21 protein-coding genes, 1 tRNA gene and 1 pseudogene are annotated in these 24,075 nt (G+C 63.8%); 14 read left to right on the top strand and 9 right to left on the bottom strand.

Annotated elements, in window-relative coordinates; all coding sequences use genetic code 11:
- Window positions 1–388 precede the first annotated feature (388 nt).
- Window positions 389–1,032: pseudogene (locus JJE66_RS30430) on the bottom strand (IS5 family transposase); the annotation flags it as partial.
- Between the two features lie 198 nt (window positions 1,033–1,230).
- On the opposite strand from JJE66_RS30430, the gene JJE66_RS30425 reads away from it, so the two are divergent.
- Window positions 1,231–2,170, top strand: a protein-coding gene (locus tag JJE66_RS30425; RefSeq protein WP_409362789.1) for an IS630 family transposase whose coding sequence is annotated in 2 segments (ribosomal slippage) — window positions 1,231–1,566 and window positions 1,568–2,170 — 939 coding nt in all. Because the reading frame shifts where the segments join, the coding sequence is not laid out codon by codon here.
- A gap of 152 nt (window positions 2,171–2,322) precedes the next feature.
- On the opposite strand, the gene JJE66_RS30420 is transcribed toward JJE66_RS30425, so the two are convergent.
- The 3 genes from JJE66_RS30420 to JJE66_RS30410 form a co-directional block, all read right to left on the bottom strand.
- Window positions 2,323–2,397 (bottom strand) — tRNA-Val (locus JJE66_RS30420).
- 160 nt (window positions 2,398–2,557) lie between these two features.
- Entirely contained in the window at window positions 2,558–3,856 is a 1,299-nt protein-coding gene (locus JJE66_RS30415; protein WP_200518237.1) for a hypothetical protein, read from the bottom strand.
- 117 nt (window positions 3,857–3,973) lie between these two features.
- Complete coding sequence (locus JJE66_RS30410; RefSeq protein WP_200518235.1) at window positions 3,974–4,582, bottom strand: DUF1134 domain-containing protein; 609 nt, start codon at window positions 4,580–4,582, stop codon at window positions 3,974–3,976.
- A gap of 141 nt (window positions 4,583–4,723) precedes the next feature.
- Between JJE66_RS30410 and JJE66_RS30405 the strand changes: the two genes are divergently transcribed.
- Window positions 4,724–5,209, top strand: a complete 486-nt coding sequence (locus JJE66_RS30405) for a YHS domain-containing (seleno)protein (RefSeq protein ID WP_200518233.1) — start codon at window positions 4,724–4,726, stop codon at window positions 5,207–5,209.
- On the opposite strand, the gene JJE66_RS30400 is transcribed toward JJE66_RS30405, so the two are convergent.
- Window positions 5,203–6,030 carry a 3'(2'),5'-bisphosphate nucleotidase CysQ gene (locus JJE66_RS30400; protein ID WP_200518231.1) on the bottom strand — a complete coding sequence of 276 codons (828 nt, stop codon included), beginning with the start codon at window positions 6,028–6,030 and terminating at the stop codon, window positions 5,203–5,205. The two genes, JJE66_RS30405 and JJE66_RS30400, sit on opposite strands and share 7 nt — an antisense overlap.
- A gap of 171 nt (window positions 6,031–6,201) precedes the next feature.
- On the opposite strand from JJE66_RS30400, the gene chpT reads away from it, so the two are divergent.
- From chpT to JJE66_RS30370, 6 genes are all read left to right on the top strand, one after another.
- The gene (gene chpT, locus JJE66_RS30395; RefSeq protein WP_200518229.1) at window positions 6,202–6,855 is read left to right on the top strand and encodes a histidine phosphotransferase ChpT; all 654 of its coding nucleotides are present in this window, start codon (window positions 6,202–6,204) and stop codon (window positions 6,853–6,855) included.
- Between the two features lie 198 nt (window positions 6,856–7,053).
- A complete protein-coding gene (locus tag JJE66_RS30390; protein WP_200518228.1) occupies window positions 7,054–9,873 on the top strand; it encodes a hybrid sensor histidine kinase/response regulator in 2,820 nt (939 codons plus the stop codon).
- 23 nt (window positions 9,874–9,896) lie between these two features.
- Window positions 9,897–10,367 (top strand): chemotaxis protein CheW, encoded by a 471-nt coding sequence (locus JJE66_RS30385; protein WP_200518227.1) that lies wholly within the window; start codon window positions 9,897–9,899, stop codon window positions 10,365–10,367.
- 72 nt (window positions 10,368–10,439) lie between these two features.
- Window positions 10,440–10,805, top strand: coding sequence for a PleD family two-component system response regulator (locus JJE66_RS30380; RefSeq protein WP_007600538.1), 366 nt, complete (start codon window positions 10,440–10,442; stop codon window positions 10,803–10,805).
- Between the two features lie 75 nt (window positions 10,806–10,880).
- The gene (locus tag JJE66_RS30375; RefSeq protein ID WP_200518226.1) at window positions 10,881–12,080 is read left to right on the top strand and encodes a chemotaxis response regulator protein-glutamate methylesterase; all 1,200 of its coding nucleotides are present in this window, start codon (window positions 10,881–10,883) and stop codon (window positions 12,078–12,080) included.
- A complete protein-coding gene (locus JJE66_RS30370) occupies window positions 12,077–12,949 on the top strand; it encodes a protein-glutamate O-methyltransferase CheR (RefSeq protein WP_200518225.1) in 873 nt (290 codons plus the stop codon). Before JJE66_RS30375 ends, JJE66_RS30370 begins: the two co-directional genes overlap by 4 nt.
- A 107-nt stretch (window positions 12,950–13,056) precedes the next feature.
- Here JJE66_RS30370 and JJE66_RS30365 read toward each other — a convergent pair whose 3' ends face one another.
- From JJE66_RS30365 to JJE66_RS30355, 3 genes are read right to left on the bottom strand one after another with little or no spacing between them, the layout of a single operon-like run.
- On the bottom strand, window positions 13,057–14,214 hold the full coding sequence (locus JJE66_RS30365) for a glutathionylspermidine synthase family protein (RefSeq protein WP_200518224.1): 1,158 nt from the start codon (window positions 14,212–14,214) through the stop codon (window positions 13,057–13,059).
- Between the two features lie 3 nt (window positions 14,215–14,217).
- Window positions 14,218–14,643, bottom strand: a complete 426-nt coding sequence (locus tag JJE66_RS30360) for a hypothetical protein (RefSeq protein WP_200518223.1) — start codon at window positions 14,641–14,643, stop codon at window positions 14,218–14,220.
- A 1-nt stretch (window position 14,644) separates the two neighbouring features.
- Complete coding sequence (locus JJE66_RS30355; RefSeq protein ID WP_200518221.1) at window positions 14,645–15,049, bottom strand: DUF350 domain-containing protein; 405 nt, start codon at window positions 15,047–15,049, stop codon at window positions 14,645–14,647.
- A gap of 274 nt (window positions 15,050–15,323) precedes the next feature.
- On the opposite strand from JJE66_RS30355, the gene JJE66_RS30350 reads away from it, so the two are divergent.
- Both JJE66_RS30350 and JJE66_RS30345 read left to right on the top strand, forming a co-directional pair.
- Window positions 15,324–17,141 carry a CHAT domain-containing protein gene (locus JJE66_RS30350; RefSeq protein ID WP_200518219.1) on the top strand — a complete coding sequence of 606 codons (1,818 nt, stop codon included), beginning with the start codon at window positions 15,324–15,326 and terminating at the stop codon, window positions 17,139–17,141.
- Window positions 17,142–17,215: 74 nt separating this feature from the next.
- Window positions 17,216–18,799, top strand: a complete 1,584-nt coding sequence (locus JJE66_RS30345) for a hypothetical protein (protein ID WP_200518218.1) — start codon at window positions 17,216–17,218, stop codon at window positions 18,797–18,799.
- A gap of 88 nt (window positions 18,800–18,887) precedes the next feature.
- Here the strand turns inward: JJE66_RS30345 and ctrA are convergent, their stop codons facing one another.
- Window positions 18,888–19,589 (bottom strand): response regulator transcription factor CtrA, encoded by a 702-nt coding sequence (gene ctrA, locus JJE66_RS30340; protein ID WP_007600544.1) that lies wholly within the window; start codon window positions 19,587–19,589, stop codon window positions 18,888–18,890.
- A gap of 441 nt (window positions 19,590–20,030) precedes the next feature.
- Here ctrA and fliI point away from each other — a divergent pair, with 441 nt between their 5' ends.
- From fliI to JJE66_RS30320, 4 genes are all read left to right on the top strand, one after another.
- On the top strand, window positions 20,031–21,356 hold the full coding sequence (gene fliI, locus JJE66_RS30335; protein WP_200518217.1) for a flagellar protein export ATPase FliI: 1,326 nt from the start codon (window positions 20,031–20,033) through the stop codon (window positions 21,354–21,356).
- Between the two features lie 132 nt (window positions 21,357–21,488).
- Window positions 21,489–21,908: a flagellar export protein FliJ gene (gene fliJ / locus JJE66_RS30330; protein WP_200518216.1), complete on the top strand. Its 420-nt coding sequence runs from the start codon at window positions 21,489–21,491 to the stop codon at window positions 21,906–21,908.
- A 320-nt stretch (window positions 21,909–22,228) separates the two neighbouring features.
- Window positions 22,229–22,774, top strand: a complete 546-nt coding sequence (locus JJE66_RS30325) for a sigma-70 family RNA polymerase sigma factor (protein ID WP_200518215.1) — start codon at window positions 22,229–22,231, stop codon at window positions 22,772–22,774.
- Window positions 22,775–22,956: 182 nt separating this feature from the next.
- Window positions 22,957–24,009: an anti-sigma factor domain-containing protein gene (locus tag JJE66_RS30320; protein WP_200518214.1), complete on the top strand. Its 1,053-nt coding sequence runs from the start codon at window positions 22,957–22,959 to the stop codon at window positions 24,007–24,009.
- The last annotated feature ends 66 nt before the right edge of the window (window positions 24,010–24,075 follow it).

Genomic DNA, 24,075 nt, shown 5'->3' with positions numbered 1-24,075 from the left:
TGCAACAAGATCATCCCTGCCCAGGAGATCCGAGCGGTCTACGATGATGCCATCGAATTTTCTGGGGATGACATGATTAGCAGGCGTTGGTTCTGTGATGGACAGGTGGAACTGAAAGGAGCCCAACAGAACAAGAAGACTTGGGAAGCTTCAGTCTACATTTTCGATTTCATAGAAACTGTGTTGGAGCGTGTTGAGTTTGCGCTTTAGGCTCCGTAGGTAGCCACTGACCCTGCTCCCCTAGCCGAAGAAGATGGGACCGCGCCAGCGATTTCAAGGCGCCGGGCTCCATAGCAACTGCACTAGGGTCTGTTGAGATTCATCTGGAATGGATTACAGCGGTGGCGAGGTAAATCATGGCCTCGAAGCTGCTGTCTGTCTTGTCGCAACGCATTGCTATGCGTTTGAATTCCTTGAGCTTGCCGAAGAAATTTTCGATCAAGTGACGCCATTTGTAAATGTCTTTGTCGATGTCGAGAGGCTGAGCGCGCCTTTGATGTTGCGAGATGACGATCTTGGCCTTGCGTTCGTTCAAGTCTTCGATGATCCAGTTGGAATCAAAAGCCTTGTCGGCGATCAAGCCACCGAACTCGATATCCTTGATCAGGGGCACGACGCCGACGGTGTCAAAGCGATGGCCGGGGAGCAGGATGAACCGCACCAGATTCCCGAGCGCGTCAGTCAGCGCGAGGATTTTGGTGGTCCAGCCGCCTTTTGACTTGCCGATGGCCTGATTTTTGGTCCCCCTTTTGCTCCCTGCCCGTGGCGGTGAACCTTGACGATGGTCGCGTCGACCATGGCGAACTCCATGTCCGGATCATCCGATACGGCATCGAAGATCCGCTTGAAAACACCGGCTTTCACCCAGTCGCGATAGCGTTTGAACACGGTATTCCAGTTGCCGAACGTCGGCGGCAGATCCCGCCATGGGCTGCCCGTGCGGGCGATCCACAGTACAGCTTCCAGAAACAGACGGTTATCGCTTCCACTGCGGCCGGGGTCCCTCGGCTTGCCCAAACAAACCGGCTCCATCTTCGCCCATTGAGCATCTGTCAGAACGAATCGGGGCATGCCAAACTCCTTTCGGAGCTTGAATCACGGACATTCCGTTCTGTGAATCCTGAATCTCAACAGACCCTAAAGCGGGATGGTGTTAGCTTGAATCGATTTGGGATTCCCAAATCAGCTTGTTTCTGATTCACCATGCTGGCTGGGCGGAGGCCAGCATGGATGGGCAAGCCTTATTCTCTGGATCTTCGCAAGCGTGTCGTGGCCGCTATTGAGGGCGGGATGTCCCGCAATCAAGCCGCCAAGCGGTTCGGAGTGGCAATCAGCACGGCAATTGGCTGGATGAAGCGGGTCGAGAAGACCGGCAGCGTCGAGCCTGGCCAGATGGGCGGTCACAAGCCGAAGGCGGTTTCGGGAGACCACGCCGTCTGGCTATCGCAACGGATCAAGGCCGGCGATTTCACCATACGCGGGCTCGTTGCCGAGCTTGCCGGACGCGGCCTGAAGGTCGATTACCACTCGGTGTGGGACTTCGTGCATGCCGAGAAGCTCAGCTTCAAAAAAAAGCGTGGCGGCTGGCGAACGCGATCGACCCGAGGTCGCGCGGCGGCGAGCCCAGTGGACAAAGTATCAAGATCGCGTCGAAGCTGAGCGCCTGGTCTTCATCGACGAGACCTGGACCAGGACCGATATGGCGCCCTTGCGGGGATGGGCGCCGCGCGGAGACAGACTTCACGCCAAAGTGCCCCACGGCCGCTGGAAGACCATGACCTTCCTGGCGGCTCTGCGGCATGATCGGATCGATGCGCCATGGTTCATCGAGGGGCCGATCGATGGCGCGAGCTTTCGTACCTATGTCGAAAAGGTTCTACTGCCCGTCCTTCGGCCCGGCGATATCGTCGTCTTGGACAACCTCGGCAGCCACAGGAGCAAAGCAGTTCGCCAGCTCATCCGTTCGGTCGGCGCCAAACTGTTCTTCCTGCCAAAATACTCGCCCGACTTGAACCCGATCGAACAGGTCTTTGCCAAGCTCAAGCACCTGCTTCGCAAAGCTGCCGCGCGAACTGTCGATGCGGTCTGCGCTGCAATCGGCCACGCACTCGATGCCTTCACACCCGTGGAATGCGCCAACTACCTCAAAAATTCAGGATATCGAACTTAATGCCATCACGCTTTAGTGGCATTCGCTCGCGCAGGGCGATGGCAGACAGCGCGCCACAAATCACATACGTCTGTGCCCTGGCTGTACCCCGAGATTTCCCGGGCACACCCGGCGGGAGATGGTCAAATAAGTTGTTGATTTTATGATGTGAATGGTGGGCGCACAAGGGATCGAACCTTGGACCTCTCCCGTGTGAAGGGAACGCTCTCCCGCTGAGCTATGCGCCCGGGACCATCATGCAGACGGCCGGACTTTTCGGCCGGCCGGCGCATCGGAGCCCGCGATTTAGAAGTGCGGGCCCAAGGTGTCAAGTTTTCAGGCGGCGTCAGGCCTGAAAACCTTGCGTTCGTCGCTTGAATTCGGCGGCGAGGCCGGATTTTGGGCTGCTTAGGCGCCCTGCTGGCGGGCGCGGGAGGCGTGGGCCTGGAGCGCGCGGATGCGTTCGGCGAGCGTTCCGCCGCCCTCGGGGAGAACGGCCGCGGCGGCACCGTTCGCAGCAGTGCCGTTGGCCGGGCGGGCGGCCTGCTTCGGCGGCTGGCCGGCCTCGGCCGCCAGCAGCGCCTCGATCGGCGAGTTCGGTCCTTCGAGCTGCATCGCGAGCTTGGCCACTTCGGCGGCGATGTCGTTGATGCGCTCGCGCAGCAGCGCGTTCTCCATCCGCTCGGTCGCCCAGGAGCTCTCCGCCTGCTGCTGGATCGCATTGATGTCGCGCTGGAGCTTGGCGCGCTCGTCGCGCGCAGTGCGCAGCTGCTCTTCCAGCGCGGCCTTCTCCGCGCGGAGCGACTCCAGCGCGGCCGACGACTTGCCGCCGCTCAAGCCGGCGATCTCGACGCGCAGCTCCTTGATGGTGCGCTCGGCGCTTTCACTGGTCTGGCGGAGCAGGTTGTTCTCGTAGTCGCGCTCGGCGAGCAGCTTGCCTTGCGTGGCGAGGCGGCCTTCGAGGTCGGCGACGCGGCCGGACAGCATCTCGGCCTCCTTCACCTGCACGATCAGCTGGCGATCGAGCTCGTTGACGCGCTGGCTCAGATTCTCGACGCGGCCGCGCGCATCGGAAAGCTCGCGCGAGGCGGTCTCGGAGTCCGAGCGCTCCTGCGTCAGACGGGCCTGGGTGGCGTTGAATTCCTTCTCGGCATCGCCGACGCGGTTCTTCAATTCCTCGATCTGCGCCCGCACCGCGATCAGCTCGACTTGGCGGCTCTCCGCCATCATCGAGCGGTCGGACAGTTCGGAATTGATTTTTGCGAGCTCGCCCTGCTTGTCGCTCAGCGCAATCTCGGCCTCGCGCAACGCTGCGGTCTTGGTGTTGAATTCCTCCTCGGTGGCGCGGAGCTGCTCCTTCACCGCCTTCTCGCGCGCCTCCAGCGCGAAGATCGTGGCGTTCTTCTCGCCGAGCTCGATCTTCATGCGGTTGATGGCGTCGCTCTTCTTGCCGAGTTCGGCGAGCTGGCTCGTGGTCTTGTTCTTGAGCTGGTCAACGCTCATTTCCAGCCGGCGCGCCGACATGGCGAATTCGGCGCGGAGCTGGTCCTTGTCGGCCTGGATCTCCGCCATCGACAATGGCGTGGCGGCCTCGAGCCGGCGCGTGGTCAGGCGGACCGCGCGGTTATGCACCAGCGGCACGATGGCAAGCCCGCACAGCATCGAAAGCAGGAAACCGATCGCCAGGTACATGATCGGTTCGACCATGGGCCAGAACTCCGAGAGCTAAGGAAAAATTTACCAAAGACAATGCATGCGGGGCTGGCAAAAAGCCAGCCCTCGCCTGCCGTTAAGGTTGATCCGTAGTCGTACGGGAGACGCAGCCTAGAATGGGTTCCAGGTCGCGCGCGGCGTGTATTTGAGGTAGCCGATATTGGCTCCCAGCCGCAGGCCGAGGCCGGAGCGGATCGGCACCAGCACGATGTTGTTGGACGTGAGCGCCGTCATGCCGAAGCCGCCGATGATGTAGGCCGAGCCGTCGATGCCGGCGAAGCGCTGGTAGATCGCATTGGTGGCGGGCAGGTTATAGACCAGCGTCATGGTGCGCGCGCCGTCGCCGCCCCAGTCGAAGCCGAGCGAAGGACCCTGCCAGTAGACGCGGAGGTCGCCGGCGTTCTTGGTGTAGAGCGTGCCTTCGCCATAGCGCAGGCCAGCAACGAAAGCGCCGGAACCTTCCTCGCCCAGGATATAGCCATTCGGCAGGCCCCATTGGCTGACGGCCTTCTCGATGATCGAGGCGAGCCCGCGCGAGACGTTGCCGAAGAAGCGGTGGCCAGCGCCCACGAGCTCGTCCGGCCCATAGGTGTTGGGCGACGGGGTCCGCTGTGGCGGCGGCAGGTCCGGCGGCGGCGCGGCCGTCTGGGCGGAGGCCGGCGCGATCCAGCCAGCCAGCGCCACAAGCGCCACTGCGGCAAGGCGTGATGCGAAAGTCATAAAAGAACCCCTGGTATCGATTCCGGTCCGCTTCCCTTAACCTGACGCCAACAGGCACGGCTCTAGGTTGCGCCGGATGTCCCCTCGACTCGGATGTTATCCGCAGCAACTATGACGGCACAACGGCAGGAAGATAGCCCTTTGCGCCCCGGAATTGCCTTGATCGGCCGCCGGGTCTGCCTGCTGGCGGGCATTTGGCTCGCGTGCTCTGGGTTGCCGGCACAGGCGGCCACCACCGAGCGGATCGTCGTCAATCGCTTTTCGGGCGTCGCCATTGAAGGCTTCGACCCCGTGGCCTATTTCGTCGATGGCGGCCCCATGCCGGGGACGGCGGAGTTCGAGGCCAACCTCTGGGGCGCAGTCTGGCGCTTCCGCAACGAGGGCAACCGGGCCTCCTTCCTGGCCCATCCCGAAATCTACGGTCCGCAATTCGGCGGCTACGACCCGGCCGATATCGCCCGCGGCGTCACCATCGCCGGCAATCCTCGTTTCTTCACGATCTCGGCACAGCGGCTCTACCTGTTCAGCCGGGAAACGAACCGCGACGCCTTCGCTGCCAATCCAGAGCGTTTCCTCTTTGAGGCGGGCAAGCGTTGGCCCGCGCTTGAGGAACAGCTCAGTCAGTAGCGGCCTGCCGCCTCTGGATCACCCCAGGCGAGGAACTCCGGGATAATGAAGCCCGTGTCGCGCCGCTCGCCGAAGCGGAGTTCGCCGCCCTGACCGTCGGTCACTCTGCCGCCGGCCGCGGTCACGACCGCGCAGCCCGCTCCGACGTCCCATTCGCAGGTCGGTCCGAAGCGGGGATAGATGTCGGCGCTGCCCTCGGCGATCCGACCAAACTTCACGGCGGAACCGCAGGTCTTCCTGATGGCGTTGGGCCGACCGTCGATGAATGCTTCGCTTTTGGGGTCGCCATGCGAGCGACTCACCGCCGCGATCCAGGATTCGCCGGGCCGGGGGAGCTTTCGGGTCCGAATTGGCTCGGCGGCGCCGATGGTCGTGCCGCCAAACGTCACACGTTCGGCGCCGCGTCCGACGATGCCGCGCCAGAGCAGCCCGAGCGCGGGCGCGCTGACAATGCCGAGCAGCGGCACACCCTGCGTCACCAGGGCGAGGTTGACGGTGAACTCGTCGCGGCCGGCGACGAACTCCTTGGTGCCGTCGAGCGGGTCGATCAGGAAGAAACTGTCGCGAAACGGCGGCGAGGCGAGCTCACAGCGCTCTTCCGAGAGTGACGGCACATCGCCTGCAAGCCGGGCGAGGCCGTTTGCGATGATTCGGTCGGCCGCGAGGTCGGCTTCGGTGACCGGCGATCCGTCTTGCTTGCCGTCGACCCGCATCGCCGCCCGGTTGACGGCAAGGATGGCCTCGCCCGCCTGCAGCACCAGCTCAGTCAGGGGCTCCATCAGCCGGGATGCGGCCTCGCCGTCGATGATCCTCACCTGCATGCCTCATTCATCGGCAATTCCATCCCCACTCGACCGATTCGCTCGCGGTTTATGGCCGCTTCGAACCGATCACAAGCTAGCTGCCACAGGCTTGCGAATGTTAGAACCTGTGGCATTCGTCAAGCATGCTTGATTCGCCGCGTTCGCGCCGTGCAATTCCAGGAACCCTTTATGTCTGACGCTCCGTCACCCGCTACCGCTACTGCTCCAGATGCGCTCGAACTCGCGGCGCTCCTGTGCTCGCGGGTCTGTCATGATCTCATCAGCCCTGTGGGCGCCATCGTCAATGGGCTCGAGGTGCTCGACGACGATCCCAAGCCCGATGATCGCGAGTTCGCGCTCGACCTCATTCGCAAGAGCGCCAAGACCGCCTCCGCCCGCCTCCAGTTCTGCCGTCTCGCCTTCGGCGCGGCCGGCTCCTCCGGCGCGCAGATCGATCTCGGCGACGCCCACACCATGGCGCGCGGCCACATCGAGGACGGCAAGTGCACGATCATTTGGAATCTGCCGCGGCTGCTACTGCCGAAGAATCGCGTCAAGCTGCTGCTCAACATGCTGGTCGTCTCCCAGCACACGATCCCGCGCGGCGGCACGCTGACGATCGATCCGATCGGCGAGGGCGAGACGATGAGCTTCCGCATCACCGCGACCGGACACAACGCACGCCTGCCGCAGAACATCTACGAGCTCCTGAGCGGCGAACGCGGGCCGGCAGCGGATGCGCACGCGATCCAGCCTTATTATACGCGGCTGTTGGCGCAGGCCTGCGGGCTCACCGTGACGCTCAAGCTAGAGGGCGAAGCCATCATCGTTACCGCTTCGTAAACGCGCACATCGCCTTCAGACGTTAATGGAATCTTTACGAGGCGCTTCGGCTTGTCCGGAGCGCCTTATGTCTTTGTTGGTTCCGTTCTTTTCCACATACTCAACCATTATTAAACGCTTTGCGGTGAAGCTGGCCCCATTCCGAATTGGCGCATCACAGTTCGTGCGCGCCCTCTCCCTGTATGAAGGCCTGTTTTCATGGATGATCTGTTGCGGGAGTTTCTGACGGAGACCAGCGAGAGCCTGGACACCGTCGACAATCAGCTGGTGAAGTTCGAGCAGGAGCCGAACAACGCCAAGATCCTGGATAACATCTTCCGCCTGGTTCACACCATCAAGGGTACGTGCGGCTTCCTCGGACTGCCGCGGCTTGAAGCGCTGGCGCATGCCGGCGAGACGCTGATGAGCAAGTTCCGCGACGGCATGCCGGTGACCGGACAGGCCGTGACGTTGATCCTGTCCTCGATCGACCGCATCAAGGAGATCCTGGCCGGCCTCGAGGCGACCGAAGCCGAGCCCGAAGGCACCGACCGCGACCTCATCGACAAGCTGGAAGCGATGGTCGAGCAGGGCATGGCGGCGATGGCGGCAGCTGCAGCCAGTGCTGCTCCCGCTCCCATTACCGAAGCGCCGCCGCTGGTGCCGGAGGCGCCGGCCGCCGCTGCGCCCGCTGCCGTCAAAGACATGACCACGGGCTCGCTGATCGATCAGACCCTGGAGCGCCCGCTGCGTCCGGGCGAAGTGTCGCTCGACGAGCTCGAACGCGCCTTCCGCGAGACCGCGATCGAAGCGCCGGCTCCCGCACCCGTTGCCAAGGTTGACGTCAAGGCCGAGCCGGCTGCTGAAACCTCGGCGCCTGTCGCCAAGGAAGCGAACAAGGAAGCCGCGAAGCCTGCCAAGGACAAGGCCGCGCCGAAGAAGGCGATGGCCGACGAGGCCGCAGGCGAAGGTGCCAGCATCGCCAACCAGTCGATCCGCGTCAACGTGGATACGCTGGAGCATCTGATGACCATGGTCTCCGAGCTGGTGCTGACCCGCAACCAGCTCCTGGAGATCTCCCGCCGCAACGAGGACACCGAGTTCAAGGTGCCGTTGCAGCGCCTCTCCAACGTCACCGCCGAGCTGCAGGAAGGCGTCATGAAGACGCGCATGCAGCCGATCGGCAATGCCTGGCAGAAGCTGCCCCGCATCGTCCGCGATCTCTCGGGCGAACTCGGCAAGCAGATCGATCTGGAGATGCACGGCGCCGACACCGAGCTCGACCGCCAGGTGCTCGACCTGATCAAGGACCCGCTCACCCACATGGTGCGCAACTCCGCCGACCATGGCCTCGAGACCCCCGCCGAGCGCCTCGCGAGCGGCAAGGGCGAGCAGGGCACCATCCGGCTCTCCGCCTATCACGAGGGCGGCCACATCATCATCTGCATCGCCGACAACGGCCGTGGGCTGAACACCGAGAAGATCAAGGCCAAGGCGATCTCCTCAGGTCTCGTCACCGAGGCTGAGCTCGACAAGATGTCGGAAGCCCAGATCCACAAGTTCATCTTCGCACCCGGTTTCTCGACCGCGGCCGCCATCACCTCGGTGTCGGGGCGCGGCGTCGGCATGGACGTGGTCCGCACCAATATCGACCAGATCGGCGGCACCATCGACATCAAGTCGGTGGCCGGCGAGGGGTCTTCCGTCACCATCAAGATCCCGCTGACCTTGGCGATCGTCTCCGCGCTGATCGTGGAGGCCGCCGGTGACCGTTTTGCGATCCCGCAGCTCGCGGTGGTCGAGCTGGTGCGTGCCCGCGCCAACTCGGAGCACCGCATCGAGCGCATCAAGGACACCGCGGTCCTCAGGTTGCGCAACAAGCTGTTGCCGCTGATCCACCTCAAGAAGCTCTTGAAGATCGACGACGGCGCGGCCTCCGATCCCGAGAACGGCTTTATCGTGGTGACCCAGGTCGGCAGCCAGACCTTTGGCATCGTCGTCGACGGCGTGTTCCACACCGAAGAGATCGTCGTCAAGCCGATGTCGACGAAACTGCGCCACATCGACATGTTCTCCGGCAATACCATTCTGGGCGATGGCGCGGTGATCATGATCATCGATCCCAACGGCATCGCCAAGGCCCTCGGCGCGTCCGGCTCCTCGGCCCATGACATGGCCGACGAGGCCTCCGGTCATCACGCCTCCTCGGGCGAGCAGACCACCTCGCTGCTGGTGTTCCGCGCCGGCTCCAGCCAGCCCAAGGCGGTCCCGCTCGGGCTCGTCACCCGCCTGGAAGAGCTTCCCTCCGACAAGATCGAGTTCTCCAACGGCCGCTATATGGTGCAGTACCGCGAGCAGCTGATGCCGCTCGTCGCCATGGAGAGCGTCACCATTGCCAGCCAGGGCGCCCAGCCGATCCTGGTGTTCTCCGATGACGGCCGCTCCATGGGCCTCGTCGTCGACGAGATCATCGACATCGTCGAGGAACGGCTCAACATCGAGGTCGGCGGCTCGGCAAGCGGCATCCTGGGCTCGGCCGTGATCAAGGGCCAGGCCACCGAGGTGATCGACGTCGGCCACTTCCTGCCGATGGCGTTCGCCGACTGGTTCACCCGCAAGGAGATGAAGCCGTCGATGCACTCGCAGTCGGTGCTGCTGGTCGACGACTCGGCGTTCTTCCGCAACATGCTGGCGCCGGTGCTCAAGGCCGCCGGCTATCGCGTCCGCACCGCGCCGACCGCGCAGGAGGGCCTGGCTGCGCTGCGGGCACAGAGCTTCGACGTGGTCCTGACCGACATCGAAATGCCCGACATGAACGGGTTCGAGTTTGCGGAAGTTATCCGCTCCGACAGCAATCTGGGCGCGATGCCGATCATCGGCCTCTCCGCACTGGTGTCGCCGGCGGCGATCGAGCGCGGCCGTCAGGCCGGCTTCCACGATTATGTCGCCAAGTTCGACCGTCCCGGTCTGATCGCGGCGCTGAAGGAGCAGACCGCGGGCGCCGCCGGCGCCTCCGAGCTGAACCGGGCGGCGGCGTGAGCGGCGCGAGAGGAGAGGCCAAGATGAGCAAGAAGGTGCAGACCGGCGAAGGCGCCATGGTCGAATACGTCACCGCGATGATCGGCGGCCAGCTGTTCGGCCTGCCGATCTCCCGCGTCCAGGACGTGTTCATGCCCGAACGCGTCACCCGCGTTCCGCTGTCCTCGCGCGAGATCGCGGGTGTCCTGAACCTGCGCGGCCGCATCGTCACCGTGGTCGACATGCGTGCCCGGCTCGGCCTGCCCAAGCCCGAGGACGGCAAGCCGCCGATGGCGGTCGGTGTCGACCTGCGCGGTGAATCCTATGGCCTCTTGATCGACCAGATCGGCGAAGTGCTGCGGCTGGCCGATGACGGCAAGGAAGACAACCCCGTCAACCTCGACCCCCGCATGGCCAAGCTCGCCGGCGGCGTCCACCGCCTCGACGGCCAGCTCATGGTCGTCCTCGACGTCGATCGCGTCCTCGAGCTCGCGCCCGAGATGATGGCGGCCTGATACGGCGGCATCGCTGCCGCCGTACCTGCAATTGGAAGTGCCCCGCAAAGGGGAAAAGAAGCAGAGGTTCACATGCGAACTTGTCTCGTCGTTGATGATTCCAGCGTCATCCGCAAGGTTGCGCGCCGGATCCTGGAAGGCCTCGACTTCCAGATTCTCGAAGCCGAGGACGGTGAGAAGGCGCTCGAAGCCTGCAAGCGCGGGCTTCCCGATGCCGTACTGCTCGACTGGAACATGCCGGTCATGGATGGTTACGAGTTCCTCGGCCATCTCCGTCGCATGCCCGGCGGCGACCAGCCCAAGGTGGTGTTCTGCACCACCGAGAACGATGTCGCTCATATCGCGCGTGCGCTGCACGCCGGTGCCAACGAGTACATCATGAAGCCCTTCGACAAGGATATCGTGACGGCGAAGTTCCAGGAAGTCGGACTGATCTAGGCGAACGGCCGGAGGCTGAACGGATCCTTCGGCGATTGTTTTCAACTGAACCGTTTCAGTCTGAGTTGGTGAGTAATGAGTGTTGCGTTCGCAGGGAATTCGGCCATGGGGTCGTCGCGCGAAGCCGGGCCGCTGCGGGTGATGATCGTCGACGATTCCGTCGTCATACGCGGTCTGATCTCGCGCTGGATCGGTGCCGAGCACGACATGGAAGTCGCGGCCTCGCTGCGCACCGGGCTCGAGGCCGTCAACCAGATCGAACGCATCAATCCCGACGTTGCCGTGCTCGACATCGAAATGCCCGAGCTCGACGGCATCTCGGCGTTGCCGCAATTGCTGGTGAAGAAGCGTGATCTCGTTATCATCATGGCTTCGACGCTCACCCGTCGGAACGCGGAGATCAGCTTCAAGGCGCTGTCGCTCGGCGCCGCCGACTACATTCCGAAGCCGGAGTCGACACGCGAAGCCTCTGCCGCGGATATTTTTCATCACGATTTGATCCAGAAAATTCGTCATCTCGGCGCACGGCTGCGCCGCAAACCCGCGGTTGCGAGCCCGCCGCTGGCGCCCCCGAGCCCGACCCCGGCCGCCCGTGGACCGGCTGTTGCGCGGCCTGCCGCGCCCGCACCGGCCCCCGCCGTGCATGCCGCTTCGTCGGGGGCATTGACCACGCGTCCGTTCTCGACCCAGGCGCCAAAGGTGCTGCTGATCGGCTCCTCGACCGGCGGTCCGCAGGCGCTGATGGCGCTCGTCACCGAGCTTGGCCCGGTGATCGACCGCGTTCCGGTGCTGATCACCCAGCACATGCCGCCCACCTTCACCACCATTCTCGCCGAGCACCTGGCGCGCTCGAGCCGCAAGCCGGCAGCCGAGGCGGTCGATGGCGAACCGGTGAAGCCGGGTCGCATCTACCTTGCGCCCGGTGGCAAACACATGCGCGTCGTGCGCAATGGCGCAGACGTTGCGATCGCGCTCGACGACGGCCCGGCCGTCAATTTCTGCAAGCCCGCGGTCGACCCGCTCTTCACCTCTGCCATCGACATCTGGCATGGCAGCATCCTCTCCGTGATCCTGACCGGGATGGGTTCGGACGGCATGCGCGGCGGCAAGGACATCGTCGCCGCTGGTGGCAGTGTCATCGCGCAGGACGAAGCCTCCAGCGTGGTGTGGGGCATGCCGGGTGCGGCCGCCAACGCCGGCATCTGCGCGGCGATCCTCCCGCTCAACCAGATCGGCGCCAAGGTCAATCGCTTGTTCGCGGGAGACCGCTCGTGACGCCCACGGACTATGAGTATCTGCGCAAATTCCTGAAAGAGCGCTCCGGTCTCGATCTCTCCCCCGACAAGCAGTATCTGGTCGAAAGCCGGCTGCTGCCGCTCGCCCGCAAGGCGAGCCTGCCCGGAATCCCTGATCTCGTTCTCAAGATCAGGAACGGCGATGGCCGGCTTGCGACCGACGTGGTCGAGGCGATGACCACCAACGAGACTTTCTTCTACCGCGACAAGATCCCATTCGACCATCTGCGCGAGACGATTCTGCCGGGCCTGATCCAGGCGCGCGCGGCGCGCAAGTCGCTTCGCATCTGGTCGGCGGCGTCGTCGACCGGGCAGGAGCCCTATTCGATCGCGATGTGCGTGAAGGAAATGGGTGCGGCCTTCGCCGGCTGGCGTATCGAGATCGTCGCCACCGATCTGTCGCAGGAGGTGCTGGAGAAATCCAGGGCCGGCGTCTACAGCCAGTTCGAGGTGCAGCGTGGTCTGCCGATCCAGCACCTGATGAAGTACTTCACGCAATCGGGCGAAGTCTGGCAGCTCAATGCCGACATTCGGGCGATGGTGCAGTTCCGCCAGCTGAATCTGTTGCAGGACTTCTCCCATCTCGGCACGTTCGACGTGATCTTCTGCCGCAACGTGCTGATCTATTTCGACCAGGACACCAAGGCGGTGATCTTCGAGCGCATGGCGAAGGGTCTGGAAGCGGACGGCACGCTGTTGCTCGGCGCCGCCGAATCCGTCGTCGGCATCACCGATGCGTTCCGCCCCATCAACGACCGCCGTGGCCTCTACCAGCTCAATCCCGCGCGCTCCGGCCGGCCGATGGGTGGATTGATGCCGCAGCCGCTGAAGGTCGCCGCAGCGAGGTAAGGTGCCTATTCACCTCGCCCCGTTTGCGGGGAGAGGTCGAATTCGAGCGCGGAAGCGGCCCCTCACCCCAACCCCCTCCGCGTAAGAACGGGGCGAGGGAGCAGACTTCACAAAATCGCATGCGGCAGAAACCGCGAACCGTTGCCCGTGATCGGGCTCTCGTCCTCGCGGATCGAAAGCCCGCATGGCTCGTGGTTGACCAGCCAGCTTCCCACCACCGGATAGACGCCTGAAAAGTTCGGCAGCGGCGACAGCGCCTGGCGCACGAAACCTTCGGCGCCGTAGGGGCCGGCCTGCTCGTCGAGCGGCGTTCCGCCGGACACCAGCGTGACATTGGCGCCTTCGCGCGACAGCAGCGGCTTGCGCACATAGGAGCTGCCGAGTTCGGCTGCGCGCGGGTCGTCCTCGAAGAAGGCCGGGAGCAGATTGGGATGCTTTGGAAACATCTCCCAGAGCAGCGGCAGGATGCCCTTGTTTGAGAGCACCGCCTTCCATGGCGGCTCGATCCAGCGCGTCGGTGCCTCCTTGAGCTTTGCGCCGAAGGCATCGTGGAACATCCATTCCCAGGGGTAGAGCTTGAACACGAGCTCCATGTTGCGGTCGTCGAGATCGACGAAACCTCCTAAATCGCGCCAGCCGATCTCCTCGATGTCGAGCAGCGTGGTCGACAGTCCCGCCTGGCGCGCAGTGTCTTCGAGATAAGCCAGCGTGCCGGCGTCTTCCTCGTTGCCGGTGGTGCCAGTGAGATGCAGATGACCGTCCACGCCGATCGCCTTCCACGCCTCGATCAGCCGCTCGTGAATGGAGTTGAACTGGTCGGCGTGCGCGGGAATGATGCGCCGCTCGATCGCCTGCTCGAGCCAGATCCATTGGAACACCGCGGCCTCGAAGATCGAGGTCGGCGTGTCCGCGTTGTATTCGAGCAGCTTTGCCGGACCGTTGCCGTCAAATTTGAGGTCGAGCCGGCCGTACAGGCTGCGGTCGTCGCGCTCCCAGCTCTCGGAGATGAGATTCCAGAACGCGTCGGAAATCTTCAAACGCCGCAAGTACTGCTCATCGCCGATGACGCGGCCGGCGAGCTCCAGGCACATCGCGTCAATCTCGCCGGTTGGCGTCTCGATGCCGCGCTCGATCTCGTCGAGCGTGAAGGCGTAATAGGCGCGCTCGTCCCAATAGCGCTCACCATCGATGGTATGAAACGCAAAACCGCATTGTTCTGCGGTCTGTTGCCAGTCGTTGCGCTCGGGACAGGTGATGCGCTGCATGTGTCAGCCGCCGCCGGAGAAACCGTGCGCAAACGAGCCGAAGCCGCCGCGCGTGACGCCGCCGGAGCCTGAGTCGGACGAGCCACCCGACGAGGAATGGCTCGAGGAATCGCTGCTGAAGAAGCTCGATCGCGACGACCAGTGCGAGCCGCTGCCGCTGGATGAGCTGTTACTACAGTTGGTGTTCGTCTGCGCAGGCGCCGTTGCACCGGGGACTGTCGCCCCGGGGACTGTTGCCCCGGGAGGCGTGGGATTGCAGTTTCGCCGCGGCATCACCATGAAGGCGGTGGTGCCGACCGCGATCGTGCCCATCACCAGCAGCGCGACATGGCCCGAGCGCTTCACCGGCTCCCGCGGCGGTAACGGCAGGTCCGCCGGCCGGCGCAGCCGGCGCTTGCCGAACTCCTTGCTGGGCGGGTTGTTCGGCATGTCAGTAGATCATGCAGGCGGCGTTCAGGAGGCCGGCGGCGAGCGAGGACAGGCCGAGCCAGATCGCCGGTGCCAGCTCACCGGCGGCGATCCGCCCCGACAGGTTCGGCACCGGAATCTTCACGATGTAGAACACGGCGACTTGCACGATCAGCGCGATTACAGCCCAGATCAGACAGTCCAGCACGTTGGCCGAATGCGCGATCGCGCTGAACAGCGGCGCCACGAAGCCGAGCAGGCTGAGGCCGAGCGCAATCGCGGCCGCTGGATCGTTGTCGTGGATCAGCTGGAACTCGTTGTGCGGCGTGATCCGCGTGTAGACGAAGAGATATGCCACTATCGCGACCAGCCCGGTGCAGAAATAGACCAGGAAAGCGGGCAGGCCGGCGAGCGATTGCAGGATCATGGGGGAGTCCGAGGTTTACAGCGCGAATTGTCGCACGATCGCTTAGTCACCGCACCGGGCGGATAGGTTCGATCCCCAGAAGCGAGGCTGCCTCCGCGAAGCGCCCGGGCGCCGCACAATTTTTCGGGCCGCTGAGACATGCTTCACAAATGCGTCTCGAGGTTGTGTGTGATAGTCTCACGTATTGTTCTTGCGGCCGTCGCGGTTGCGATTGGCCGCGCACATTCGAGGGCTTCTTCGTTCTGAACAAAATCTTGTTGAGTGAGGGCTCAAAATGCCTGTTGCCGAATACGAAGATTTCGAGCTCGAGATCGGCTCCGATCTACCCGTGGGTGGCGGCCCTCAGCAATATTACGGTCGTGTCGTCAGGTCGCCGGCCGGGGAGGCGCCGAAGAGCCAGGTGAAGTTCTGGTTCTCCGCGCCAGGCGAACTGGCCAAGCTGCGAGGAGAACTCGAAAACGCCGTCCTCGAGATCGACGAGAAGAATCGTCAGGGCCCGACCACGCGCGGCGAGCAGGTGCTGCGGGATTTCGGCCGCGGCGTATTCCGCAGCGTCTTCACCGACGTGCCTTCAATCCAGCGGATCTATGAACGCAGCAAGGGCGCGGCCCAGGATCTGAGGATCAAGCTGCGCATCGAGGCGGCCGACCTGGCCGGACTGCCCTGGGAATATCTCTACGACGAAGACGACATGCCCGGCTTCGTCAGCCTCACGCGTCCCATCGTGCGCTATCTCGAGACGGCGGGCGGCGTCAGCCGGATGGGCGTCAAGGGACCGCTGCGTATCCTCGGCATGATCGCCGATCCCTCGACCAGCGAATGGCCGAAGCTCAACGTCGTCAAGGAACGCGACCGCATCAACAAGGGCATCGATGCGCTCCAGCACGAAGGCAAGGTCGATTTCCAGTGGGTCCCGGGCGGCACTGGAAAAGATCTGATGAAGAAGCTTCTGGAAGGCGAGTGGCACATCTTCCACTTCATCGGGCATGGCGGGGTCGAGGAAGCCTTGCCCGGAGCCGGCGCCTCCGGCTTCGTCGTCATGGTCGACGAGGACGGCAAGCCGGTGAAGAAGTTTGCCTCCGACCTCGCGATGATGCTGACGGGGGCACGGCGCAGCATGCGCCTGATCGTGCTCAATTGCTGCGAGAGCGCCAGGATCAATGTCGGCGACCGCTTCGGCAATCCGGCGATCGGGCTGATGAAGACGGGATGGCTGCCCGCCGTGGTGGCGATGCAGTTTCCGATCACCGACAATGCCGCGATTTCGATGTCGGAGGGATTCTACGCGGCACTCGCCGGCAACCGTCCGATCGACGATGCGGTGACGCTCGCGCGCAAATTCATCCAGGAGAAGTCCCGGGTCGAGTGGGGAATTCCGGTCCTCTACATGCGCTCGCCCGACGGCCGGATCTTTGACGTCGAAGCATCGCCGCCGCCGGCGAGCCTGGCCGAGACGGCGCGCCTCTCGAAGGACATGCTCCGGCAGCGACGCGACGAATTCATGGCAGCGCTCGCCGCCGGCCCGGCCACGATCGAGGCGCTGGAGGAATTGACCCGGCGCGGACAGGAGCTGCACGGCCTGTTGGCCGACGACGCCGAACTCTCGGTCCGGCTCGCGAGGGTTTATTTCGATCTCGGCACGCTTCAGCACAAGCAGAAGCAGATTCCGAAGGCTGCCGCGAGCTTCGCCTACATGCTGAAGCTCGACCCGGCGAAGCCCGAATATTTCGTGCGCCGCGCCAATTTCAACGTGACGGTCGGTCTCTACGAAAATGCGCTCAGCGACATCACCGAAGCGATCAAGCTCAAGCCGAAGAGCGCGGAGTTCTACTGGATCAAGGGCATCGTTAGCATGACGGCCGCCGGCACCGATGACAAGCGCGGCTATGTCGAGGAGGCGATCAAGGCCTTTGGCACGGCGATTGCGACCAACGAGGACGAGCCGAAATATCTGGTGTCCCGGGCCAATGCCTATGCCCAGATCAAGGACGTGGCCAAGGCCCAGAACGATATGGACAGCGCGATTGCGCTTGCGCCCGACAACATCGATCTCCTGATCCAGAAGGCCAAGATGGTCGCCCAGGCTGCGTGATTCTCACGCGACCGCCGGATGCCGCGGTGTTCGGCGCACTTTTCAACAGCGAACCCTAGCAATAGGAGTTCATCGTGCCGCTTGCTCATGTCGTAGAACCCTTGAATGCGATCTTCGAGTCTTTCGGCGGACCGCTTCTGGTCGTGCTGTTCTATTGGTTCCGGTTTCACACACTGAAGGGGACCCGCTCGTTCACGACGCGGCCGCTGTTTTTATTCGGCCTCGCCGTCTTCGTCACGCCGTTCCTGGTGATTTACGCCGTTCTTCCCGACCAGCTGTCGCCGCTCGCCGCGGTCTGGGTCCTGATGTTCGTCTGGCTCATTCCCGTCGCGCCGAAGGCGTGGCGGAAATTCTGCCAGGAGCTGGCCGGCATTCCCGTCAGCGCGCTCGCGCTGCGCGACGCGCTGGCCGCAGCACCGTTCCAGGTCGGTCCGGATGACATGCCGAGCCTTCAGCGCAAGCTCTCCAGGATCGGCTATCAGGTCGACGACTTCCGTGCGACGCAATCGACCGCGATCCAGTCGCGCTTCCTCAAGATCTCGGCGCTCATGCTTCATCTCGAGCGCTGGGCCGCCGATCATGATGCCTTTGTGGAGCGCAATTCCGATCTCTATGCCGAGCTGCTCGCGGTCTACGACTCTCTCTGTTTCCGCACCGTCCGCGTGCTCAAGAGCAGCGCCGAGATCTACGGTGCGATCATGGAGGACACCCAGGTCGAGCCGGACGACTGGCAGGCGCTCGACCAGCTCTCGACCCGCCACAGCGCGGTCAGCCAGCTTCAGCTGGCGGCCCAGACCGCGGCGGGATGCATGCTGGAGGATTTGCGCAAGGACATGGATTCGCTGCTCAACAATCTCCTGCTGTTCGCCGCGCGCGCCGCGCTCGCCGGCGAATGGACACTCGGCCGCAGCCGGCGAAGGTTAGGGGCGATCGGCTTCACGCTCGATCCGTCCCCGCCCGGCATCGTGAAGTTCGTGGCGGTCGTAGCAAGCTTCGCCTTCGTCTGGTCGCTGGCGTGGCTGCTCGGGTCCGGCAAGATCGTCCACATGCCAGGAGATCAATATGTCGGCATGATGCGGACGCTGCTGGTGACGCCGCTGTACCTGATCGTGAACTTCTGGCTGGTCTATTACTTCAAGCGGCAATACGCGTTCGCGAACGAGACAATCTTCGGGCGGCTGCCGGTCGGATTCATTCTGACGATCGGTCTCTGGAGCGCGCTGATCTTTTTCCCGATTCAGGCGGCGTTCGACTTCTATCAGTTTCCGCACAGGCCCTATCTCGACGTGGTCCTGCGCGAACTGCCGCTCCTGATCTTCCCTTGGGGGATCGCGGCGATGGCGGCCCTGCTGGTGCAGGATTCGACCTGGGGCAAGCGGTCGCGGAAAACGAGGCGGATGCGCGATGGGCTCGTCTTTGGCGGCGGGATGACGGTGCTGCTGTGGGTGTTGCTGGCCGTCCACCAGGTCAGCCCGATGCCGGTGATGGAGGTCGTCGACGACGTCTCCGGCTGGACGTTCCTCTGGTCCTTCGTGCTCCCGACCTTCGCGTTCGGATTCATCATCGGCTACGCGTTGATCGCCTGGCTGCGCGAGGCGGCTGCACGCTGCCCGGTCAGGAGTCCTGTTCTCGCAAGTCCGGCGCTCGCCGGCGCCTGACGACACCCCAAAAAACAAAACCCCGCCATTTGCGGCGGGGTCCAGGCTGGGAGGAGCGAGCCCGCGGGCTCGCGGCTTGACCCAAAGATCAGGCGGGAATGCGCTCTTCGACCTCGTGCGGCTCGCGCAACACGTAGCCGCGGCCCCAGACGGTCTCGATGAAGTTGCGGCCTTCCGAGGCGTTGGCGAGCTTCTTGCGGAGCTTGCAGATGAAGACGTCGATGATCTTCAGCTCGGGCTCGTCCATGCCGCCATAGAGGTGGTTGAGGAACATTTCCTTGGTGAGCGTCGTACCCTTGCGGAGCGAGAGCAGCTCCAGCATCTGGTATTCCTTGCCGGTCAGATGCACGCGCTGGCCACCGACTTCGACCGTCTTGGTGTCGAGGTTGACGACGAGGTCGCCGGTCTGGATGACCGACTGGGCGTGCCCCTTGGAGCGGCGCACGATCGCGTGGATGCGGGCAACCAGCTCGTCTTTATGGAAGGGTTTGGTCATGTAGTCGTCGGCGCCGACGCCGAGACCCTTGACCTTGTCCTCGATGCCGGCGAGGCCGGAGAGGATCAGAATCGGTGTCTTGATCTTGGAGACCCGGAGCTGCTTGAGCACGTCGTAGCCGGACATGTCGGGCAGGTTGAGGTCGAGAAGAATAATGTCGTAATCGTATAATTTTCCAAGATCGACGCCTTCTTCCCCCAAATCGGTCGTGTAGACGTTGAAGCTCTCAGACTTCAGCATCAGCTCGATCGACTGCGCGACGGCGCTGTCATCTTCAATCAGCAAAACGCGCATGCCAGTTCCCCATAGTCGCCGCTCCTGGGCGTCAGGTCGGCCGCTTCGCGGCACTCAACAAACGCCTTTGAACAACTGATTCGGATCCTGACAACAGATGGTTAACAAATCCTGATTCTGGAACGCAAGTCCCCCCGGTGCAATTTTTGTCGAATCGCCCTAAGGTCTTGCGTGCGAAGCAGCTTTCGTTATCCGGTTCCGTTCAAGTTCCACTTTAAGAGACGGGTCTAACCGACTCCCGCGACTCAGCCTTCTTCTGAAGGGGAGTCGCGCTCAGTCACAAAGACAGTGACGCAATGATTAACGATGCGGGTAAACACCAGGTTAAGCGCCGTTCAGAAATATGGCGAAACTTAAGAGTTTCACCGTGAAAGCCCGGATCATGACGGCGCGAACCCTATGAAGGCCCCTCTATGAAGGCGCTCGTATGAAAGCTCTCTTGTGAAAGCTCTTGCCGAACAGATCGGCGATATCGACGGCGTCAACATCTATGGCCGCGTGGTCGGCGTTCGCGGCCTGATGGTCGAGGTGGCCGGTCCGATCCACGCGATGTCGGTCGGCGCGCGGCTCGTGATCGAGACCGGTGCCAACCGGTCCATCCCGTGCGAGGTGATCGGCTTCTCCGGCAACAATGCGGTCGTGATGCCGTTTGCCGGTCTCGACGGCGTGCGCCGCGGCTGCAAGGCCATCATCGCCAATGCCGCCAACCAGGTGCGTCCGTCATCGGCCTGGCTCGGCCGCGTTGTCAACGCGCTGGGCGAGCCGATCGACGGCAAGGGACCGTTGCCGCAGGGCGCCTCGCCAATGCCGTTCCGCAATTCGCCGCCGCCGGCGCATTCGCGCAAGCGCGTGGGCGCCCCGCTCGATCTCGGCGTGCGCGCGATGAACACCTTCCTCACCTGCTGCCGCGGCCAGCGCATGGGCATCTTCGCGGGCTCCGGCGTCGGCAAATCGGTGCTGCTCTCCATGCTCGCGCGCAACGTTGATGCCGATGTCAGCGTCATCGGCCTGATCGGCGAACGTGGCCGCGAGGTGCAGGAATTCTTGCAGGACGATCTCGGCGAGGAGGGCCTGGCGCGCTCCGTCGTGGTGGTCGCAACTTCCGATGAGCCGGCCCTGATGCGGCGGCAGGCGGCGTATCTGACGCTGGCGGTCGCCGAATATTTTCGCGACGAGGGCCAGGATGTTCTCTGCCTGATGGACTCGGTGACGCGTTTCGCCATGGCGCAACGCGAGATCGGCCTGTCCGCCGGCGAGCCGCCGACCGCCAAGGGCTACACCCCGACCGTCTTCACCGAGCTGCCGAAGCTTCTGGAGCGCGCCGGGCCAGGCCTGGGGGACGGCGCCATTACCGCGATCTTCACGGTGCTGGTCGACGGGGATGATCACAACGAGCCGATCGCGGATGCCGTCCGAGGCATCCTCGACGGCCACATCGTGATGCAGCGCTCGATCGCCGAGCGCGGCCGCTACCCCGCCATCAACATCCTCAAATCCGTTTCCCGCACCATGCCGAAATCGGCCGATCCGCAATTCTGGCCGACCATCCAGAAGGCACGCGCGGTGATGGCGACCTATGCCGACATGGAGGAATTGATCCGATTGGGCGCCTACCGGGCCGGCTCCAGCCCGGAGGTTGACGAGGCGATCCGCCTGCACGAGCCGCTTGAGGCCTTCCTGCGCCAGCGCAAGGACGAAAATGCGTCGCTTGCCGACGGCTACCGCCAGTTGGCGCAAATCCTCGGTAATTTGGAAACGGAACGCTAACTTTGTCCCGTCATCATCCGACCCCACAGAGTAGCAGAGCCGGTCTTGGCCCAATTGGGCCAGTGGGGAGACCGGTGTCGTCCCAATGTGTGTATGTCTTGCAGCCAAGGGACTTCTGGGGAGTACGAGTCGATGAAGTCACGTGATACCCTCATCCGCCTGAAGAAGTTTCAGGTCGACGAGAAGCGCCGCCGGGTCGCCCAGATCGAGTCCATGATCGCCGACTTCCAGCGGATGTCGGTCGACCTTGATCGCGAGATCCAGACCGAGCAGGACCGCGCCGGGATCAACGATCCCGCGCATTTCGCCTATCCGACCTATGCCAAGGCCGCCATCCAGCGCCGCGAGAACCTGACCCGCTCGGCCGACGAACTGAGGGGCCAGCTCGAGGACGCCAAGGCCGCGCTCGGCGAGGCCTTCGAAGAGCTGAAAAAGGTGGAGCTCCTGGACGAGCGCGACCAGGCCCGCGAGCGCGCCGAGGAAAATGCCCGCGAGCAGGCCGATCTCGACAGCATCGGCCTGATGCGCTCCCGCATCGGCGCCGTCGCTTAAACGGCAGCCGGCGCTGAAAATCGCCTGAGAGTTTGCGAGCCCGGACCCGCAAGGTCCGGGTTTTTGCGTGTGCTGTCCACAGCATGGCGCGCCGCCCCTTGGTGACGGGCTTGGCCGCGCGCTATGGTAGTGGGGATGAAAGCGGTGCTAGCGGCGGAGGTGTCCACCTCTCCCTTGGGAGAGGTCGGCGTGGAGCGCCGGGTGAGGGGTTACGGTCTCCCGTTAGCTCCGCGCCCCCTCACCCGATTTGCTGCGCAAATCGACCTCTCCCCGTCGGGGAGAGGTGAAGAGAAGCGACGTGCCGCACGTTGGGGGGCTGAATGCTGACGCCAGCAGAGCTGGTCGGGCTGATTGAGGCGGTTGCGAAGCGCGATCAGGCCGCGTTCGAGCGCCTCTACGGCGCCACGCGCGCGAAACTCTATGGCGTCGTCCTCCGTATCTTGCGCCGGCAGGATCTCGCAGAGGAGGTCATTCAGGAGACCTACGTCAAGATCTGGAACAGCGCCGGCCAGTTCAATCCGACGCTGTCATCGCCGATCACGTGGATGGCGTCGATCGCGCGCAATCGCGCCATCGACATCGTGCGCAAGAAGACGGAAGCCTCCATCGAGGAGGAGCCGCAGGCGATGGAGGTCGCGGCCGATAGTCCCGATCCCCTTGCGCGCCGGGAGATGTCCGAGGAGTTGAAGCGGCTGCTGGAATGTGTTGGCCGGCTCGAGCCGGACCGTCAGCGGCTCGTGCTTCTCGCCTATTACAACGGCTGGAGCCGCGAGCAATTGGCGGAGAAATTTGCAGCCCCCGTCAACACGGTGAAGACGTGGCTCCGGCGCAGCATGTTGGATATCCGGGAGTGCCTCGGACTTTAGAGGATGATGAGAGTGGCACGAACCAGAGCGGCAGCGATTGTCCACCTCTCCCCGTCGGGGAGAGGTCGGCGCGTAGCGCCGGGTGAGGGGCCGCGGGTTTCACGAGAGATCGTATCCCCTCACCCGGACCGCATCGTGCGATGCGATCCGACCTCTCCCTTCGGGAGAGGTGGGAGAAAATGATGGCCTACAGCGAAGACCATATCGCGCTCGCCGCGGAATATGCGCTCGGCACACTCGATGCCGACGAGCGCGCGCAGGTCGCGACTATGATGGCGGTGGACCAGGAGTTCGCCGCGATCGTGCAGGCCTGGGAATTCCGGCTCGGCTCCCTCAACCAGATGGTCGGCACCATCGAGCCGCGGCCGGTCGTGTGGGAGAACATCAGGCGCGAGATCGCGCGGACGGCATCATCGCACGATTCGACGCATGAGCCGCCGGCCATGCAAGAACCGCCGGTGCTGTCGGACGTGCCGCCACTGCCGGCATCTTCCTCATCGGAGTCTTCAGCGCCAGAGCCGCCGTCTTTGGATGGACAGCAGCCCGAGCCGCTGCAATCCGACTCCGATGCCATTCCGGACATTGCCCCGCAGTTCATTCCGCAGACGCATGCGCCCGATCCGAGTGTCGTGCCCGTCACGCAGGTGCCGATCGTCGACGACGCCAACGTGATTGATCTCGAGAGTCGCGTGAAGCGCTGGCGCACGATCGCCTCCGCCGTGGGTGCGCTCGCGGCCGCGCTGCTGGTGACGCTGTCGCTTCAGATATTCCTGCCCGATGCGTTGCCGGGCGCGCTGCGGCCCGCGGCGCGCATCCGGACGGTCGAGGTCAAGGCGCCGGCCGCGCCGCTGTCTGCGCCCGCGCAATATGTCGCGCTGTTGCAGGGCCCGAGCGGCGGGCCCGCCTTCATCCTCACCATCGATGGCGCGACCAGGAACTTCACGGTGCGCAAGGTCGGCGCGACGCCGGAGCCGGGCAAGAGCTTCGAGCTCTGGCTGATCTCCGACAAACTGCCGCGCCCGCGTTCGCTGGGCGTGATCGGCAGCGGCGACTTCACGGCGCGTCCGGTGCTCTCAGGCTTCGATGCCGATGTCGTCAACGGCGCGACCTATGCCGTCACCGTCGAGCAGTCGGGCGGCTCGCCCAACGGCCAGCCGACCTCGGCGCCGGTGTTTACCGGCAAGCTGATCGAGACCGTGCCGCCGTCCCAGCCGCAGCCGCCCGCGAAGAAGTAGCTCGCAGCCCGGATGGAGCGAAAGCGTAATCCGGACCACCGTCTCGCATTCCGCTTTGCTCCATCC

It is taken from the genome of Bradyrhizobium diazoefficiens (assembly GCF_016612535.1).
Classification (GTDB): Bacteria; Pseudomonadota; Alphaproteobacteria; order Rhizobiales; family Xanthobacteraceae; genus Bradyrhizobium; species Bradyrhizobium diazoefficiens_C.
Note: the sequence above shows the minus strand (reverse complement) of the source record. Positions and strands in the feature narration are given on the sequence as shown.

What these genes read in the sequence shown, in the direction of transcription:
- JJE66_RS30415 (WP_200518237.1), bottom strand. Translation starts at nt 3,856, where the DNA reads ATGGTCGAACCGATCATGTACCTGGCGATCGGTTTCCTGCTTTCGATG.
- JJE66_RS30410 (WP_200518235.1), bottom strand. Translation starts at nt 4,582, where the DNA reads ATGACTTTCGCATCACGCCTTGCCGCAGTGGCGCTTGTGGCGCTGGCT.
- JJE66_RS30400 (WP_200518231.1), bottom strand. Translation starts at nt 6,030, where the DNA reads ATGCAGGTGAGGATCATCGACGGCGAGGCCGCATCCCGGCTGATGGAG.
- chpT (WP_200518229.1), top strand. Translation starts at nt 6,202, where the DNA reads ATGTCTGACGCTCCGTCACCCGCTACCGCTACTGCTCCAGATGCGCTC.
- JJE66_RS30390 (WP_200518228.1), top strand. Translation starts at nt 7,054, where the DNA reads ATGGATGATCTGTTGCGGGAGTTTCTGACGGAGACCAGCGAGAGCCTG.
- JJE66_RS30385 (WP_200518227.1), top strand. Translation starts at nt 9,897, where the DNA reads ATGAGCAAGAAGGTGCAGACCGGCGAAGGCGCCATGGTCGAATACGTC.
- JJE66_RS30380 (WP_007600538.1), top strand. Translation starts at nt 10,440, where the DNA reads ATGCGAACTTGTCTCGTCGTTGATGATTCCAGCGTCATCCGCAAGGTT.
- JJE66_RS30375 (WP_200518226.1), top strand. Translation starts at nt 10,881, where the DNA reads ATGAGTGTTGCGTTCGCAGGGAATTCGGCCATGGGGTCGTCGCGCGAA.
- JJE66_RS30365 (WP_200518224.1), bottom strand. Translation starts at nt 14,214, where the DNA reads ATGCAGCGCATCACCTGTCCCGAGCGCAACGACTGGCAACAGACCGCA.
- JJE66_RS30360 (WP_200518223.1), bottom strand. Translation starts at nt 14,643, where the DNA reads ATGCCGAACAACCCGCCCAGCAAGGAGTTCGGCAAGCGCCGGCTGCGC.
- JJE66_RS30355 (WP_200518221.1), bottom strand. Translation starts at nt 15,049, where the DNA reads ATGATCCTGCAATCGCTCGCCGGCCTGCCCGCTTTCCTGGTCTATTTC.
- JJE66_RS30350 (WP_200518219.1), top strand. Translation starts at nt 15,324, where the DNA reads ATGCCTGTTGCCGAATACGAAGATTTCGAGCTCGAGATCGGCTCCGAT.
- ctrA (WP_007600544.1), bottom strand. Translation starts at nt 19,589, where the DNA reads ATGCGCGTTTTGCTGATTGAAGATGACAGCGCCGTCGCGCAGTCGATC.
- fliJ (WP_200518216.1), top strand. Translation starts at nt 21,489, where the DNA reads ATGAAGTCACGTGATACCCTCATCCGCCTGAAGAAGTTTCAGGTCGAC.
- JJE66_RS30325 (WP_200518215.1), top strand. Translation starts at nt 22,229, where the DNA reads ATGCTGACGCCAGCAGAGCTGGTCGGGCTGATTGAGGCGGTTGCGAAG.
- JJE66_RS30320 (WP_200518214.1), top strand. Translation starts at nt 22,957, where the DNA reads ATGGCCTACAGCGAAGACCATATCGCGCTCGCCGCGGAATATGCGCTC.